Consider the following 16,601-nt stretch of genomic DNA (forward strand, 5'->3'; position numbering starts at 1 on the left):
CCTTTTTGCTTGCAGCCCCCGCGCCAACCCAGCGCGCGGGGAACTGTCCGGGATTCCGCTTATTCTGCGGAATCGTCCGTGCCGGCGTCGGAAGCCGGGGCCTGATCGTCCGCGCCCACCGTAACCGGCGAGTCTTCGAACGGGTTGGCCTGCTGGCGAGCGGCTTCGCGTTCCGCTGCCTCCAGCTCTTCCTTGTCGCGGCGTGCGTGGTGGTAAGCCAGGCCGGTACCCGCCGGGATGAGGCGGCCGACGATGACGTTTTCCTTCAAGCCACGCAGGTCGTCGCGCTTGCCCATGATGGCGGCTTCGGTCAGGACACGCGTGGTTTCCTGGAACGAAGCGGCCGAAATGAACGAGTCGGTCGACAGCGAGGCCTTCGTGATACCCAACAGCACGTTGTCGTAGGTCGCCGGGATACGGTCTTCGGCAGCCATGCGATCGTTGGCGTTCAGCAGTTCGGAGCGCTCGACTTGCTCGCCCGGGATGAACTCGGTATCACCAGCGTCAACGATGTTCACACGACGCAGCATCTGACGAACAATCACTTCGATGTGCTTGTCGTTGATCTTCACGCCTTGCAGACGGTACACGTCCTGCACTTCGTCGACGATGTACGTCGCCAGCTTCTCGATGCCTTGCAGGCGCAGGATGTCGTGGGGATCGGCCGGGCCGTCCACAATCATTTCGCCCTTGTTCACCACTTGGCCGTCGTGCACCAGAACCTGCTTTTCCTTCGGAATCAGGAACTCGTGGCTCACGCCTTCCAGGTCGGTGATGACCAGACGCTGCTTGCCCTTGGTGTCCTTACCGAACGACACCGTACCGGTAACGTCGGCGAGCATGCCGGCGTCCTTGGGCGAACGGGCTTCGAACAGTTCGGCCACACGCGGCAGACCGCCGGTAATGTCGCGGGTCTTTTGCGATTCTTGCGGAATACGCGCCAGAACTTCACCCACGGCAACCTGCTGGCCGTCACGCACGGTAATCAGCGCGCCCACCGGGAACGAGATGTTCACCGAGTGATCGGTGCCGGCGATCTTGACGTCTTCGCCAGCTTCGTTGACCAGCTTGATCTGCGGACGCATGACGATCTTGCCGCCACGGGTCTTCGGCGTGATGACGACGAGCGTCGACAGGCCGGTGACTTCGTCCACCTGCTTGGCAACGGTCACGCCTTCTTCGATGTTCTCGAAGCGGACGGCGCCGCCGTATTCCGACACGATCGGACGGGTCAGCGGGTCCCACGTCGCCAGACGTGCGCCAGCCTTCACAGCTTCGCCATCGCCAACCAGCACGGTCGCGCCGTACGGGATCTTGTGGCGTTCGCGTTCGCGGCCGTTGTCGTCGAAGATCGCCAGTTCGCCCGAGCGCGAAATCGCAACGCGTTCGCCCTTGGCGTTCGTGACATAGCGCATCGTGCTGGCAAAGCCGACCAGACCGCTGGACTTCGTTTCCACCGCGCTGGCCAGAGCCGAACGCGACGCCGCGCCACCGATGTGGAACGTACGCATCGTGAGCTGCGTGCCCGGTTCACCGATGGACTGGGCAGCGATAACGCCAACTGCCTCGCCTTGGTTGACCGGCGAACCGCGACCCAGATCGCGGCCGTAGCAGTGTGCGCACAGACCGTGACGCGTTTCGCACGTCAGCGGGGTGCGGACCTTGACTTCGTCCACGCCGATGCGGTCGATGGTGTCGACCAGGTCTTCGTCCAGCAGGGTACCGGCGACGATGGCCGTTTCCTGCGTGTCCGGGTTGATGATGTCCACGGCGGCAACACGACCCAGGATGCGGTCGCGCAGCGGTTCGATGACTTCACCACCTTCCACCAGGGCCTTCATGTTGTAGCCCAGCGACGTACCGCAATCGTCCTCGGTGATCACCAAGTCTTGCGTCACGTCGACCAGACGACGAGTCAGGTAACCCGAGTTCGCGGTCTTCAGTGCCGTATCAGCCAGACCCTTACGCGCGCCGTGAGTCGAGATGAAGTACTGAAGCACGTTCAGACCTTCACGGAAGTTCGCGGTAATGGGCGTTTCGATAATCGAGCCGTCCGGCTTGGCCATCAGGCCGCGCATACCGGCCAGCTGGCGGATCTGGGCGGCCGAACCGCGGGCGCCCGAGTCAGCCATCATGTAGATCGAATTGAACGATTCCTGGCGCACTTCTTCGCCGTGACGGTTCACAACCGGCTCGGTGGCCAGTTGTTCCATCATCGCCTTGCCGACCTTGTCGCCGGCCTTGCCCCAGATGTCCACCACGTTGTTGTAGCGTTCCTGGGACGTGACCAGACCCGACGAGTACTGCTTGTCGATTTCCTTCACTTCGCGGCTGGCTTCGGCCAGGATGCCTTCCTTGGCGGTCGGGATCAGCATGTCGCCCATGGCGATCGAGATACCACCGCGCGTGGCCAGCTTGAAGCCGGACTGCATCAGCTTGTCGGCGAAGATCACCGTGTCGCGCAAGCCGCAACGGCGGAACGACTGGTTGATCAGGCGCGAAATTTCCTTCTTCTTCAGGGCCTTGTTCAGGACCGTGAAGGGCAGACCCTTCGGCAGAATTTCGGACAGCAGCGCGCGGCCGACCGTCGTTTCATGACGGCGGATCACGGGTTGCCATTCGCCTGCCTCGTCGCGCTCGTGCTCTTTCAGACGCACGGTCACGCGGGATTGCAGTTCGACTTCGCCGTTGTCATAGGCGCGTTGCACTTCAGCGACGTCGGTGAAGAAAATGCCTTCGCCGCGGCCGTTGATGCGCTCACGCGTCGTGTAGTACAGACCCAACACGATGTCTTGGGACGGCACGATCGACGGTTCGCCGTTGGCCGGGAACAAGACGTTGTTGGACGCCAGCATCAGCGTGCGCGCTTCCAGCTGGGCTTCCAGCGACAGCGGCACGTGGACAGCCATCTGGTCACCGTCGAAGTCGGCGTTGAACGCCGCGCAAACCAGCGGGTGCAGCTGGATGGCCTTGCCTTCGATCAGGACCGGTTCGAACGCCTGGATGCCCAAACGGTGCAGCGTGGGCGCACGGTTCAGCATGACCGGGTGTTCGCGGATGACTTCTTCCAGGATGTCCCAGACCACCGGTTCCTGGCTTTCCACCAGCTTCTTGGCAGCCTTGATGGTCGTGGCCAGGCCCATCATCTCCAGACGATTGAAAATGAACGGCTTGAACAGTTCCAGGGCCATCAGCTTGGGCAGACCGCACTGATGCAGCTTGAGCTGCGGGCCCACCACAATGACCGAACGGCCCGAGTAGTCGACGCGCTTGCCCAGCAGGTTCTGACGGAAACGACCGCTCTTGCCCTTGATCATGTCGGCCAGGGACTTCAGCTGGCGCTTGTTGGCGCCCGTCATGGCCTTGCCACGGCGACCGTTGTCCAGCAGCGAGTCAACGGCTTCCTGCAGCATCCGCTTTTCGTTGCGCAGGATGATTTCCGGCGCCTTGAGCTCCAGCAGGCGCTTCAAGCGGTTGTTGCGGTTGATGACGCGGCGGTACAGGTCGTTCAGGTCGGAGGTCGCGAAGCGGCCGCCGTCCAGCGGCACCAGCGGACGCAGGTCCGGCGGCAGCACGGGCAGCACTTCCATGACCATCCACTCGGCCTTGATGCCCGACTTCTGGAAGCCTTCCAGCACCTTCAGGCGCTTGGAAATCTTCTTGATCTTGGCTTCAGAGCTGGTGGCCTTCAACTCGCCGCGCAGCGTTTCCACTTCGCGATCGATGTCGATGGTGCGCAGCAGTTCGCGCACGGCTTCCGCGCCCATCAGGGCACGGAAATCGTCGCCGTATTCTTCGGTCTTGGCGAGGAAATCGTCGTCCGACATGATCTGGCCGCGCTTGAGCGGCGTCATGCCAGGTTCGATCACGCACCAGGCTTCGAAGTACAGAACGCGTTCGATGTCGCGCAGGGTCATGTCGAGCACCATGCCCAGACGCGACGGCAGGCTCTTCAGGAACCAGATGTGCGCGACGGGGCTGGCCAGCTCGATGTGGCCCATGCGTTCACGGCGAACCTTGGCAACGGTGACTTCAACGCCGCACTTTTCGCAGATCACGCCACGATGCTTCAGGCGCTTGTACTTGCCGCACAAGCACTCGTAGTCTTTGATCGGGCCAAAGATCTTGGAGCAGAACAGACCGTCACGTTCAGGCTTGAACGTGCGGTAGTTGATGGTCTCGGGCTTGCGAACTTCGCCGTAAGACCACGAACGGATCTTCTCGGGCGAGGCGATGCCGATCTTGATGGCATCGAATTGCTCGTCTTGCGAGACTTGCTTAAATAGGTCGAGTAGCGCTTTCATTAGTTACGCTCCAAATCCATGTCCAGGGCCAACGAGCGGATTTCCTTCACCAGCACGTTGAACGATTCCGGCATGCCGGCGTCGATGACGTGGTCGCCCTTGACGATGTTTTCGTATACCTTCGTACGGCCGGTGATGTCGTCCGACTTCACCGTCAGCATTTCTTGCAGGGTGTACGCGGCGCCGTATGCTTCCAGCGCCCACACTTCCATTTCCCCGAAACGCTGACCACCGAACTGCGCCTTACCACCCAGCGGCTGCTGCGTGACCAGCGAGTACGGACCCGTCGAACGCGCGTGCATCTTGTCGTCGACCAAGTGGTGCAGCTTCAGGTAGTGCATGTAGCCAACCGTCACGGGGCGCTCGAATTTCTCGCCCGTGCGGCCGTCGAACAGCCATGCCTGCGTACGCGAAGGCGTCAGTGCCATGCGCTCGGCGACGTCGTCCGGATAGGCCAGCTCCAGCATCGTGGTGATTTCCTCTTCGGTCGCGCCGTCGAAGACGGGCGTCGCGAACGGCACGCCGTTCTTGAGGTTCTGGGCCATTTCCATGACTTCTTCGTCGGTCAGCTCGTCGATGCGGGCGCCGGAACCGGTCGTGTTGTAGACCTTGTCCAGGTAGGCACGGACGTTCTTGACCTGCGCAGTGCGCTCGTCGCGCAGCAGATCGGCAATGCGGTGGCCCACGCCCTTGGCAGCCCAGCCCAAGTGCACTTCCAGCACCTGACCGACGTTCATCCGCGAGGGCACGCCCAGCGGGTTCAGAACGATGTCGGCCGGCGTGCCGTCAGCCATGTGCGGCATGTCTTCCACCGGGGTGATACGCGAGACCACGCCCTTGTTACCGTGACGGCCTGCCATCTTGTCGCCAGGTTGCAGACGACGCTTCACGGCCAGGTAGACCTTGATCATCTTCAGCACGCCCGGGGGCAGCTCGTCGCCCTGCGTCAGCTTCTTGCGCTTCTCTTCGAAGGCCAGATCGAACTGGTGACGCTTCTGCTCCAGCGATTCCTTGGCTTGCTCCAGCACGACAGCGTGCGGCTCATCGGCCAGACGGATGTCGAACCACTGCCAGCGGTCCAGATCAGCCAGGTAAGCCTTGGTGATCGTGGCGCCCTTGGCCAGCTTGCGCGGGCCGCCGTTGACGGTCTTGTTGACCAGCATCTTTTCGATACGGTCGAACTGGTCGTTTTCAACGATGCGCAGCTGGTCGTTCAGGTCTTGGCGATAGCGGCGCAGTTCATCGTCGATGATGGACTGGGCGCGCTTGTCGCGCACGATGCCTTCACGCGTGAACACTTGCACGTCGATCACGGTGCCGGTCATGCCCGAAGGCACGCGCAGCGAGGTGTCCTTAACGTCGGACGCCTTTTCACCAAAGATGGCGCGCAGCAGCTTTTCTTCCGGCGTCAGCTGGGTTTCGCCCTTGGGCGTGACCTTGCCGACCAGCACGTCGTCGGCGCTGACTTCGGCGCCAATGTACGTGATGCCCGAATCGTCCAGACGGTTCAGTTGCGTCTCAGCCAGGTTGCTGATGTCGCGCGTGATTTCTTCCGGACCCAGCTTCGTGTCGCGGGCAACAACCGTCAGTTCCTCGATGTGCACCGAGGTATAGCGGTCATCAGCAACAACCTTCTCGGAGATCAAAATCGAGTCTTCGAAGTTGTAGCCGTTCCACGGCATGAACGCGATCAGCATGTTCTGACCCAGGGCGAGTTCGCCCAGGTCGGTCGATGCGCCGTCAGCCAGCACGTCGCCCTTGGCGACCTTGTCGCCACGCTTGACGATAGGACGCTGGTTGATGTTCGTGTTCTGGTTGGAACGGGTGTACTTGATCAGGTTGTAGATATCGACACCGACTTCGCCGGCGACGTTTTCTTCGTCGTTCACGCGAATCACGACGCGCTCGGCATCAACGTGGTCGACCAGGCCGCCACGCAGTGCTTGCACGGTCGTGCCCGAGTCAACGGCCACGGTGCGTTCGATACCCGTACCCACGACCGGCTTTTCCGGACGCAGGCAAGGCACGGCCTGACGTTGCATGTTGGCGCCCATCAGTGCGCGGTTTGCGTCGTCGTGCTCAAGGAACGGAATCAGCGAAGCGGCAACCGACACGATCTGCGACGGGGCAACGTCCATGTAGTGCACGTTGGCCGGCGAGGTCAGCATCGTTTCGCCTGCTTCACGGCAAGCGACCAGGTCGTCGACGAAGGCGCCTTGCTCGTCCAGCGCGGCGTTAGCCTGTGCAATGACGTAGTGGCTTTCTTCGATGGCCGACAGGTAATCGATCTGCTCGCTGACGCGGCCGTCGATAATCTTGCGGTAAGGCGTTTCCAGGAAGCCGTACTCGTTCAAGCGAGCGTACAGCGCCATGGAGTTGATCAGACCGATGTTCGGGCCTTCCGGCGTTTCGATCGGGCAGACGCGGCCGTAGTGGGTCGGGTGCACGTCGCGGACTTCAAAGCCGGCGCGCTCGCGGGTCAGACCGCCCGGGCCCAGTGCGGAAACGCGACGCTTGTGCGTGATTTCCGACAACGGGTTGGTTTGGTCCATGAACTGCGACAACTGGCTCGAACCGAAGAACTCCTTGATGGCAGCCGAGATCGGCTTGGAGTTGATCAGGTCGTGCGGCATCAGGTTTTCGGTCTCGGCCTGGCCCAGACGTTCCTTGACGGCACGCTCGACACGCACCAGGCCGGCGCGGAACTGGTTTTCGGCCAGTTCGCCAACGCAACGCACGCGACGGTTGCCCAAGTGATCGATGTCATCGATCTGGCCACGGCCGTTACGCAGCTCAACCAGCACCTTGATGGTTTCAAGGATGTCTTCGTTGGTCAGCGTCATCGGACCGGTGATGTCTTCACCACGGCCCAGACGGCTGTTGACCTTCATGCGGCCCACGCGCGACAGATCGTACGTCTCTTCGCTGTAGAACAGACGTTGGAACAGCGCTTCCACCGCTTCTTCGGTGGGGGGCTCGCCAGGACGCATCATGCGGTAGATGGCAACACGCGCGGCCATCTGGTCGGCGGTTTCATCAGTGCGCAGGGTTTGCGAAATGTACGGACCACGGTCCAGATCGTTCGTGTAGAGCGTCTGGATGTCGTAGACGTTCGAGGCGCGCAAGGCGCCCAGCACGCTTTCCGTGATTTCGTCGTTGGCGTTGGCGATGACTTCGCCGGTATCTTCGTCAACGATGTTCTTGGCCAGCACACGGCCGTACAGGAAGTCTTCCGGCACGGAGATGCGCTGGATGCCGCCGGCAGCCAGGTCGCGCAAATGCTTGGCATTGATGCGCTTGTCTTTTTCGACGATGACCTTGCCATCGCGGTCCGAGATGTCGAAGCGGGCCATTTCGCCCTTCCAACGCTCGGGCACGAATTCCATCATGGCGCCTTCGCTCTTGAGTTCGAAGTTATCGAAGTCAAAGAAGTTGGCCAGGATGGATTCCGGCGTCATGCCGATGGCCTTGCACAGGATCGTGACAGGCATCTTGCGACGACGGTCGACGCGGAAGAACAGGACGTCCTTCGGGTCGAATTCGAAGTCCAGCCACGAGCCGCGGTAAGGAATCACGCGGGCCGAGAACAAGAGCTTGCCGGAGCTGTGCGTTTTGCCGCGGTCGTGTTCGAAGAACACGCCAGGCGAACGGTGCAGCTGCGACACGATGACACGCTCGGTGCCATTGATGACAAAGGAACCCGTGCTGGTCATGAGCGGAATTTCGCCCATGTAGACTTCTTGTTCCTTCACTTCTTTCACGGTCGGCTTGCTGACTTCGCGGTCAAGCAGCACCAGGCGGACCTTGGCTCGCAGGGGCGAGGCATAGGTCAGACCACGTTGCTGACATTCCTTGACATCGAACACCGGTTCGCCGAGCACGTAGCTCACGAACTCCAAGCGCGCCATACCGTTGTGACTAACGATCGGGAAAATCGACGAGAACGCCGCCTGCAAACCGTCGGCTACGCGATCGGACGGGGCGGTATCCGCCTGCAGGAAAGTTAGGTAGGATTGAAGCTGTGTCGCCAAAAGGAAAGGAACGTTTTGAACGTCTTCACGCTTGGCGAAGCTTTTGCGGATGCGCTTTTTTTCGGTGTACGAGTAAGGCATGAGCACTCCGACTCGAGGTTGCATGGGCCGTCAACCACGGCCCTAGGTGATACGACTCCAGGAAACCCCCCTGAAAGGGCATACCCCCAGTAGGGGTTTCCTGGAAACGCAAAAGCCCGGGGACTGCAAACTGTGCTGTCCCCGGGCAGTTGACGCAGGTCTTACTTGACTTCGACCTTGGCGCCAGCTTCTTCCAGCTTCTTCTTGGCGGCTTCGGCGTCAGCCTTGGCCACAGCTTCCTTGACGGGCTTCGGAGCGCCGTCAACCAGGTCCTTGGCTTCCTTCAGACCCAGACCGGTCAGCTCGCGCACGGCCTTGATGACGCTGACCTTGTTCGCGCCGGCTTCCAGCAGGACGACGTTGAACTCGGTTTGCTCTTCAGCAGCGGCAGCAGCGCCACCAGCGGCGGGAGCAGCAACAGCGACAGCGGCGGCAGCAGCCGACACGCCGAACTTCTCTTCCATTTCCTTGATCAGCTCGGACAGCTCGAGCACGGTCATGCCAGCGATGGCGTCAAGGATTTCAGCTTTGTTAAGTGCCATTTTTAAGAACTCCAAATATTTTGGTAATGCCAGGGTTTGGGTGTCGCTTCGTCGTTCAGCGAATTCCGGACAGCAGGGCGATTAGGCCGCTGCCTTTTGGTCGCGCACAGCCGCGAGGCCACGGGCGAACTTGGTCGGAACTTCGTTGAGCGTACGCACGAATTGCGCGATCGGGGCTTGCATGGTGCCAAGCAGTTTCGACAGCAACTCTTCGCGGGACGGCATGGTGGCCAAGGCCTTCACACCATCTTGAGTCAGCAGGCTGTTGGGCAATGCGCCCGCCTTGATGACCAGCTTGTCGTTGCTTTTCGCGAAACCAGCGATAACCTTGGCCGCCGAAACCGGATCAGTGCTGATGCCATAAATCAGCGGACCGGTCAGTTGCTCAGCCAACGGCTCGAAAGCCGTGCCGGCAACAGCACGACGGGCCAGCGAGTTCTTCAGAACTCGCAGATACACGCCCGATTCACGCGCAGTTTTGCGCAGTACGGTGACAGAGGCGACGTCCAGACCACGGTACTCAGCGATAACAATCGATTGTGCCTTGGCGACTTCAGCCGAGACTTCCTCGATTACCACCGCTTTCTCTTGACGATTGAGACTCACGGTTTGAACACTCCATCAAAAGACGCCTGGGGCCGGAGCCTTGCGCGTCAACCGAATGCGGCGCCTGGTCGAGTTCTTCGTGTAAAGAAATCTTCCTGGGGACGCCGTCTACGCTGGATCCGAACTAGATGAGCTTCGGGATTAAGCGGGGCAGCGGGGGTGCGAGCACCGTTCCACTACCCTGCTCCAGCGGTCTTTGACAGCAACATCCGGAGGAATCCGGATGCAGCCCAAAGTACGTTTACTGCTGTTGGCTTAGTTGGAAGCCGACAGCGAGGCAATTTCAACGCGAGCACCGCCGCCCATCGTGGACGAAACGGCCAGCTTGCGCAGGTAAATGCCCTTGGCAGCTGCGGGACGGGCCTTTTGCAGGGCGTCGACCAGAGCAGCCAGGTTGGTTTGCAGCTGTTCCACGCCGAACGACGCACGGCCGATCGTTGCGTGGATGATGCCAGCCTTGTCGGTACGGTACTGAACCTGACCGGCCTTGGCGTTCTTGACAGCGGTGGCGACGTCAGGCGTCACGGTGCCGACCTTCGGGTTCGGCATCAGGCCACGGGGACCCAGGATCTGGCCCAGGGCACCCACGACACGCATCGTGTCGGGCGAAGCGATGACCACGTCAAAGTCCATTTGACCGGCCTTGATCTGGTCAGCCAGGTCGTCCAGGCCAACGATGTCGGCGCCGGCGGCCTTGGCGGCTTCAGCCTTGTCGCCTTGGGCGAACACGGCAACGCGAACCGACTTGCCGGTACCGGCGGGCAGCACGACCGAACCGCGAACCAGTTGGTCCGACTTCTTCGGGTCGATGCCGAGCTGCACGGCCACGTCAATGGACTCATTGAACTTGGCGACGGCGGTTTCCTTGACCAGGGTCAGGGCTTCAGCGACCGGGTACAGCTTGGTGCGGTCGATCTTTTGTGCAATAGCGGCGGCGCGCTTAGACAGTTTTGCCATGATTAGATCCCCTCAACCGTGATGCCCATGCTGCGGGCGCTGCCAGCGATCGTACGCACAGCGGCGTCCAGATCAGCGGCGGTCAGATCGGGGCCCTTGGCCTTGGCGATTTCTTCAGCTTGAGCGCGGGTCAGCGTGCCGACCTTGTCGGTATGCGGCTTGGGCGAACCCTTTTGCACACCGGCAGCCTTCTTGATGAGGACCGTCGCGGGCGGGGTCTTCATGATGAAGGTGAAGCTCTTGTCCGCGAAGGCGGTGATCACCACCGGAATCGGCAGACCAGGCTCCATGCCTTGGGTCTTGGCGTTGAACGCCTTGCAGAATTCCATGATGTTCAGGCCGCGTTGACCCAGTGCCGGGCCAATCGGGGGGGAGGGGTTAGCTTTACCAGCCGGTACTTGCAGCTTGATAAAGCCGACGATCTTTTTCGCCATGCTTTGCTCCTTGCGGGTTATATCGCCCCGGCGTTAACAGCCTGGGCTCCCCGGGGGTTGAAATCAGGTCTTTTCGACCTGGCTGAAATCGAGTTCGACGGGTGTGGCGCGACCAAAAATGGTGACCGACACGCGCACCTTGCTCTTTTCGTAATTGACGTCTTCGACGTTGCCGTTGAAGTCTGCAAACGGACCTTCCTTGACCCGAACCATCTCGCCCACTTCGAAAAGAATCTTGGGGCGGGGCTTCTCGACACCCTCTTCCATCTGGGAGAGGATCTTTTCGACTTCCTTTTCGGAAATCGGGGTCGGACGGTTGCCCGAGCCACCCAAAAAGCCGGTGACGCGGTTCGTGTTCTTGACCAGATGCCACGTTTCGTCGGTCAGGTCCATTTCTACCAGGACATAACCGGGGAAAATGCGGCGTTCGGTGATCGACTTTTGACCACCCTTGACCTCGACGACTTCCTCGGAGGGCACAAGGATGCGACCAAAGGACGTTTGCAAGGCCGCGCGCTCGATGCGCTCTACCAGGGCCTTGTGAACGCTCTTTTCCATGCCGGAGTACACATGGACGACATACCAACGCTTACTCATTCGCCGTCCTTATTTCCAGCCCAACAACAGGCCGTAAAGAATCCATTCGATGCCCTTGTCGAGCACCCACATGAAAATGCCCATGACCGCCACGAACGCAAAAACGATACCCGTCATTTGGGTCGTTTCCTTGCGGGTGGGCCATGCGACACGCTTGACTTCGTTGTAGGACTCGCTGGCAAAGCTCAGGGTGCGGCGGCCGGGCTCGCTGAACCAGGCAATTGCGGCTGCAATCACAAGGCCGCCGACAAACACGCCGATACGTGCAGGCATCGGCTGTGCGCTAAGCACGGAAAACCCGACGATGCCAGCAATAACGACGAGAACCGCCAGGCCGAGCTTGACCCGGTCGGCGGTGCTAGTTACGGTTTCTACGCTGGTATTAGACATATTGCGACGCGAGCCGCCGTGAATGCGTAACTCGCGATGATCTCCCGCGGGTTTATCCTGGCGGTGGCAGGGGCAGTAGGAATCGAACCTACAACCTTCGGTTTTGGAGACCGACGCTCTGCCAATTGAGCTATGCCCCTAAAACACTACTGGCTTGCACTACATTCACTGACTTTCCGCTCAGCGCCTACGCGCAGGGTCACGGAACCGAACATCATACTACTTTTACAGCAAAGATGGATAGAGGGACTTGAGAGTCCACTCTACCCATCTGGGTATTGCTTACTTCAGGATCTTGGCGACGACGCCGGCGCCGACGGTACGACCGCCTTCACGGATAGCGAAACGCAGACCTTCTTCCATGGCGATGGGAGCCAACAGCTTGACCGTCATGGCCACGTTGTCGCCCGGCAGAACCATTTCCTTGTCGGCCGGCAGCTCGATCGTGCCCGTCACGTCCGTCGTGCGGAAGTAGAACTGGGGACGATAGCCTTGGAAGAACGGAGTGTGACGGCCGCCTTCTTCCTTGGACAGGATGTACACCTCGGACGTGAAGTCCGTGTGCGGGGTGATCGAGCCCGGCTTGGCCAACACTTGGCCGCGCTGGACGTCTTCACGCTTGGTGCCGCGCAGCAGGATGCCCACGTTGTCGCCAGCTTGACCTTGGTCCAGCAGCTTGCGGAACATTTCAACGCCCGTGCAAGTCGTCTTGACCGTCGGCACCAGGCCCACGATTTCGATTTCTTCGCCGACCTTGACGATGCCGCGTTCGATACGGCCGGTCACCACCGTGCCACGACCCGAGATCGAGAACACGTCTTCAACCGGCATCAGGAACGTGCCGTCCACGGCGCGCTCGGGCGTCGGGATGTACGAATCCAGTGCAGCGGCCAAAGCCATGATGGCTTGCTCGCCCAGTTCGCCCTTGTCGCCTTCCAGCGCCAGCTTGGCCGAACCCTTGACGATCGGGGTGTCATCACCCGGGAAGTCGTACTTGGACAGAAGTTCGCGAACTTCCATTTCCACCAGCTCGAGCAGCTCGGCGTCGTCAACCATGTCAGCCTTGTTCAGGAAGACGATGATGTACGGCACGCCAACCTGGCGGCTCAGCAGAATGTGTTCACGCGTTTGCGGCATCGGGCCGTCAGCGGCCGACACAACCAGAATCGCGCCGTCCATTTGCGCCGCGCCCGTGATCATGTTCTTCACATAGTCAGCGTGGCCCGGGCAGTCAACGTGAGCGTAGTGACGCGCTTCGGTTTCGTACTCGACGTGGGCGGTGTTGATCGTGATGCCGCGAGCCTTTTCTTCAGGAGTCGCATCGATCTGGTCGTAGCCCTTGGCTTCGCCACCGAACTTGTTCGACAGAACGGTCGTGATAGCTGCCGTCAACGTCGTTTTGCCGTGGTCAACGTGACCAATCGTACCCACGTTCACGTGCGGCTTGGTACGTTCAAACTTGCCTTTTGCCATGGCTGACTCCTGACCTGGATTGCGCTTCAGACTGAAGAAAAGAACTTGGAAATTTGTGGTGCCCATGGCGCGGATCGAACGCGCGACCTCTCCCTTACCAAGGGAGTGCTCTACCACTGAGCCACATGGGCATTTAAAAATCTTGGAGCGGGTGAAGGGAATCGAACCCTCGTCGTAAGCTTGGAAGGCTTCTGCTCTACCATTGAGCTACACCCGCGGCATACCCATTCACCATCTCTTTATCCCAAACCCTCAAAATCAAGGCCCGGGGAACCTTACAACCTTCTTTGCGAAGGCCGCCCAGTTCCCTAGGCCTAATTTTAAAAATCCAGGCAGACATCGCCTGGATTTATAGAGTTGGGTCTCTGGTGGAGGAGATTGGATTCGAACCAATGTAGGCGCAAGGCCAACAGATTTACAGTCTGCCCCCTTTAACCACTCGGGCACCCCTCCAGCGGAGAACTTGAGATTATGAACACTTTCGAATCCGGTGTCAAACGCTTCGGATGAAAATATTCAAAACTTTTGTTCAACCACTCGCGTTTCCGCGCAGAGGGGCCGAAGTTTACAGGTTTCCGCGAATTGCTGCTTGCAAAAGTTGCGAATAAGCGTCGGCGGTGAAATTCACGGGGTTGGTTCCCCCTGAGGGATCCTCGCTGGCCATGCGCCCTACCCGCTCGACCTGCCCTTCGTCGATGCCGATCTCGGCCAGCGTGTGGGGGATGCCCACCGCCTCGCGCAGCCTCAGCACCCAGTCCAGCACCGCGCCCGGACCATCCCCGGGCAAATCCAGATAACGCGCCAGCGCCTCCAGTCTTGGCGCGACGGCATGCAGGTTTGCTTTGAGCACGTAAGGCATCAGGATCGCGTTGAGCATGCCGTGATGGGCGTCGTACAGCGCCCCCAACGGATGCGCCAGCGCGTGCATGGCGCCCAGGCCGCGTTGGAATGCCGTGGCGCCCATCGTCGAGGCCACCAACATCTGTTGGCGTGCCTGCAAGTCGGTGCCATCGGCCACCGCTTGCGGCAGGTATTCCTTGATGATGCGCATGCCTTCAACCGCGATGCCGGCCGCCATCGGATGAAAGACCGGCGAACAATACGCTTCCAGGTTGTGCGACAGCGCGTCCATACCGGTGGCGGCGGTGATTCTTGCGGGCAGGCCGACGGTGAGTTCGGCGTCCAGGATCACGACTGCCGGCAACATGCGCGCGTGAAAAATGATGCGCTTGACCTGCGCGGCCTCGTCGGTGATGACCGATGCACGGCCCACCTCCGAACCCGTGCCGGCCGTGGTGGGCACCGCTACCACCGGCGCCATGCCCGCCACGTTCACCCGCAGATAGTTATCGCCGATATCTTCGAAATCCCACAGCGGGCGGTCTTGTCCCACCATCAACGCAATCGCCTTGGCGGCATCCAATGCCGATCCGCCCCCAAATGCAATGACGCCGTCGTGCCCGCCCTGCCGATAGGCGAGAACGCCGTCCTCCACGTTACGCCCTGTTGGATTGCCCTTGATCTCGTGAAATACGTCGCAGTCCAGCCCCGCCTGGCGGCAGGCGCGCGCGGCGTCGGACACCATGGGCAACGGCGCCAAGCCCGGATCCGTGACAAGCAACGGCCGGCGCATGCCCAGTTCCCGGCACCACTCGGGCAGCTCCTTGATTCGGCCGGGTCCGACCTTCATCGCGGTCGGGTAATTCCAGTTAACGCTGGGCACAGTCATGGTTCGATTCCTGACATGGTTCGATTCCTGATTAACGTCGTGTCAGAGCGCTGTCTCAGACGCTGCGTAGATGAAAGGACTTGGCTTGGGTCAGCTGCTCGTAACCGACTACGGACAGGGATACTCCCCGCCCCGAGTGCTTCACGCCGGTCCAGGCCAGCGCCGGATCCAGGTAGTCGCAACGGTTCATGAAGAACGTGCCCGCCTGCACTTGCCGGCCTAGCGATAACGCGGCGTCTTCATCCTGCGTGTAGACGGCGGCCGTGAGCCCGTAGGGGCTGTCATTCATCAGAACGACCGCATCGTCATCACCATCGACCGGCATGACGCCTACGACGGGACCGAAACACTCGTCGCTCATCACGCGCATGCGATGGTTTACTCGCGTAAGGATGGCAGGCGCGACATAACACGAGCTTTCATTCGCATTAGGAAAATATGAGGGATCAATCGCGTTCTGCGCACCCGCCGATATTGCTTCTGCAATGACGTCGCGAATTTCTGCCGCCGCGCGCGTGCGAACCACCGGCCCCAACGTCGTGTCGGCATGCAGCGGATTGCCCAGTACATAGTCTTGCGTCAGCACAACGGCGCGCTCGACAAATTCGTCGTACCGCGACCGCGCCACGTAGATCCGCTGAATGCCGCAGCAGGATTGCCCCGAGTTGAAGAACGCACCGTCCACCAGGGATTCCACCGCGTGATCCAGCTTGGCGTCCTCGCGCACGTAGGCGGGGTCGTTGCCGCCCAATTCGAGCCCCACGCCGATAAACCGGCCGGCCGCGCTCTCCTCGATGCTGCGCCCCCCGCGCACCGAGCCCGTGAACGACACATAGCCGATCTCGGGTGCGCGAACCAGCCGCTGCACGGTGTCATGGTTGGCATGGAGATACTGGAACACGCCCGTGGGCGCGCCGGCGTCCCGAAACGCGCGATCGATCAGTTCAGCGCACAGCGGCGTCTGGTCGGAGTGTTTAAGGATGACGGTGTTACCCGCCATCAACGCCGGAACGATGCTGTTCACGGCGGTCAACAGCGGATAGTTCCACGGGGCTATCGTCAGCGCAACGCCGAGGGGCTCGCGGCTGATGAAGCGGGTAAAGCCCGATTGCTCGGGCACGCGGATCGGCGCCAGCGCTTGCTCGGCGATCGCAATCATGTGGCGCGCGCGTGATTCGAATCCGCCCACCTCGCCGGGCGTGTATCTCAAGGGCCGACCCATCTGAATGGTGATCGCCCGTGCGATCTCCTCGCGTGCCGCGACAAAGCTGTCGACCGCCGTCGACACAATGCGCCCCCGCTCGGCGATGCTCAACGCTTGCCACGGGCGCTGAGCCTGCCGGGCCTGTTCCAACGCTCGCGCGACCTGCGCATCGTCGGCGTAGGCGCGGCGCACAACCTCGCGCCCGTCGATGGGACTGATGGTGATGAGTTCCTGAGTCATGGTCGCCCTATGC

11 protein-coding genes and 4 tRNA genes are annotated in these 16,601 nt (G+C 60.8%); all 15 read right to left on the minus strand.

What is annotated here, in order from left to right:
• Positions 1 to 59: 59 nt before the first annotated feature.
• The 15 genes from rpoC to YH64_RS02405 all read right to left on the minus strand — a co-directional run bounded on the left by rpoC (position 60) and on the right by YH64_RS02405 (position 16,588).
• The gene (rpoC, locus tag YH64_RS02335) at positions 60 to 4,304 is read right to left on the minus strand and encodes a DNA-directed RNA polymerase subunit beta' (protein WP_046806048.1); all 4,245 of its coding nucleotides are present in this window, start codon (positions 4,302 to 4,304) and stop codon (positions 60 to 62) included.
• Entirely contained in the window at positions 4,304 to 8,416 is a 4,113-nt protein-coding gene (gene rpoB, locus YH64_RS02340) for a DNA-directed RNA polymerase subunit beta (RefSeq protein WP_046806049.1), read from the minus strand. Before rpoB ends, rpoC begins: the two co-directional genes overlap by 1 nt.
• A gap of 161 nt (positions 8,417 to 8,577) precedes the next feature.
• Positions 8,578 to 8,958: a 50S ribosomal protein L7/L12 gene (rplL, locus tag YH64_RS02345; protein WP_006216571.1), complete on the minus strand. Its 381-nt coding sequence runs from the start codon at positions 8,956 to 8,958 to the stop codon at positions 8,578 to 8,580.
• Between the two features lie 81 nt (positions 8,959 to 9,039).
• Entirely contained in the window at positions 9,040 to 9,564 is a 525-nt protein-coding gene (rplJ, locus tag YH64_RS02350) for a 50S ribosomal protein L10 (protein ID WP_006216572.1), read from the minus strand.
• A 255-nt stretch (positions 9,565 to 9,819) separates the two neighbouring features.
• Positions 9,820 to 10,521 (minus strand): 50S ribosomal protein L1, encoded by a 702-nt coding sequence (gene rplA / locus YH64_RS02355; RefSeq protein WP_006392088.1) that lies wholly within the window; start codon positions 10,519 to 10,521, stop codon positions 9,820 to 9,822.
• 2 nt (positions 10,522 to 10,523) lie between these two features.
• Positions 10,524 to 10,955: a 50S ribosomal protein L11 gene (gene rplK / locus YH64_RS02360; RefSeq protein ID WP_046806050.1), complete on the minus strand. Its 432-nt coding sequence runs from the start codon at positions 10,953 to 10,955 to the stop codon at positions 10,524 to 10,526.
• Positions 10,956 to 11,018: 63 nt separating this feature from the next.
• Positions 11,019 to 11,552 carry a transcription termination/antitermination protein NusG gene (gene nusG / locus YH64_RS02365; protein ID WP_046806051.1) on the minus strand — a complete coding sequence of 178 codons (534 nt, stop codon included), beginning with the start codon at positions 11,550 to 11,552 and terminating at the stop codon, positions 11,019 to 11,021.
• Positions 11,553 to 11,561: 9 nt separating this feature from the next.
• Complete coding sequence (gene secE, locus YH64_RS02370) at positions 11,562 to 11,942, minus strand: preprotein translocase subunit SecE (RefSeq protein ID WP_046806052.1); 381 nt, start codon at positions 11,940 to 11,942, stop codon at positions 11,562 to 11,564.
• A 64-nt stretch (positions 11,943 to 12,006) separates the two neighbouring features.
• A tRNA-Trp gene (locus tag YH64_RS02375) sits at positions 12,007 to 12,082 on the minus strand.
• Positions 12,083 to 12,224: 142 nt separating this feature from the next.
• A complete protein-coding gene (gene tuf / locus YH64_RS02380) occupies positions 12,225 to 13,415 on the minus strand; it encodes an elongation factor Tu (RefSeq protein WP_006221899.1) in 1,191 nt (396 codons plus the stop codon).
• A 56-nt stretch (positions 13,416 to 13,471) separates the two neighbouring features.
• Positions 13,472 to 13,546 (minus strand) — tRNA-Thr (locus tag YH64_RS02385).
• 12 nt (positions 13,547 to 13,558) lie between these two features.
• Positions 13,559 to 13,632, minus strand: a tRNA-Gly gene (locus tag YH64_RS02390).
• A gap of 149 nt (positions 13,633 to 13,781) precedes the next feature.
• A tRNA-Tyr gene (locus YH64_RS02395) sits at positions 13,782 to 13,868 on the minus strand.
• Positions 13,869 to 13,980: 112 nt separating this feature from the next.
• Entirely contained in the window at positions 13,981 to 15,144 is a 1,164-nt protein-coding gene (locus YH64_RS02400; protein WP_046806053.1) for an iron-containing alcohol dehydrogenase, read from the minus strand.
• Positions 15,145 to 15,199: 55 nt separating this feature from the next.
• Entirely contained in the window at positions 15,200 to 16,588 is a 1,389-nt protein-coding gene (locus YH64_RS02405; protein ID WP_046806054.1) for an aldehyde dehydrogenase family protein, read from the minus strand.
• Positions 16,589 to 16,601 lie beyond the last annotated feature (13 nt).

Source organism: Achromobacter sp. LC458, assembly GCF_001005835.2.
GTDB lineage: Bacteria > Pseudomonadota > Gammaproteobacteria > Burkholderiales > Burkholderiaceae_B > Achromobacter > Achromobacter spanius_B.

Coding starts and splice junctions, on each gene's coding strand:
- rpoC (WP_046806048.1), bottom strand. CDS start 4,304: ATGAAAGCGCTACTCGACCTATTTAAGCAAGTCTCGCAAGACGAGCAA.
- rpoB (WP_046806049.1), bottom strand. CDS start 8,416: ATGCCTTACTCGTACACCGAAAAAAAGCGCATCCGCAAAAGCTTCGCC.
- rplL (WP_006216571.1), bottom strand. CDS start 8,958: ATGGCACTTAACAAAGCTGAAATCCTTGACGCCATCGCTGGCATGACC.
- rplA (WP_006392088.1), bottom strand. CDS start 10,521: ATGGCAAAACTGTCTAAGCGCGCCGCCGCTATTGCACAAAAGATCGAC.
- rplK (WP_046806050.1), bottom strand. CDS start 10,955: ATGGCGAAAAAGATCGTCGGCTTTATCAAGCTGCAAGTACCGGCTGGT.
- nusG (WP_046806051.1), bottom strand. CDS start 11,552: ATGAGTAAGCGTTGGTATGTCGTCCATGTGTACTCCGGCATGGAAAAG.
- secE (WP_046806052.1), bottom strand. CDS start 11,942: ATGTCTAATACCAGCGTAGAAACCGTAACTAGCACCGCCGACCGGGTC.
- tuf (WP_006221899.1), bottom strand. CDS start 13,415: ATGGCAAAAGGCAAGTTTGAACGTACCAAGCCGCACGTGAACGTGGGT.
- YH64_RS02400 (WP_046806053.1), bottom strand. CDS start 15,144: ATGACTGTGCCCAGCGTTAACTGGAATTACCCGACCGCGATGAAGGTC.
- YH64_RS02405 (WP_046806054.1), bottom strand. CDS start 16,588: ATGACTCAGGAACTCATCACCATCAGTCCCATCGACGGGCGCGAGGTT.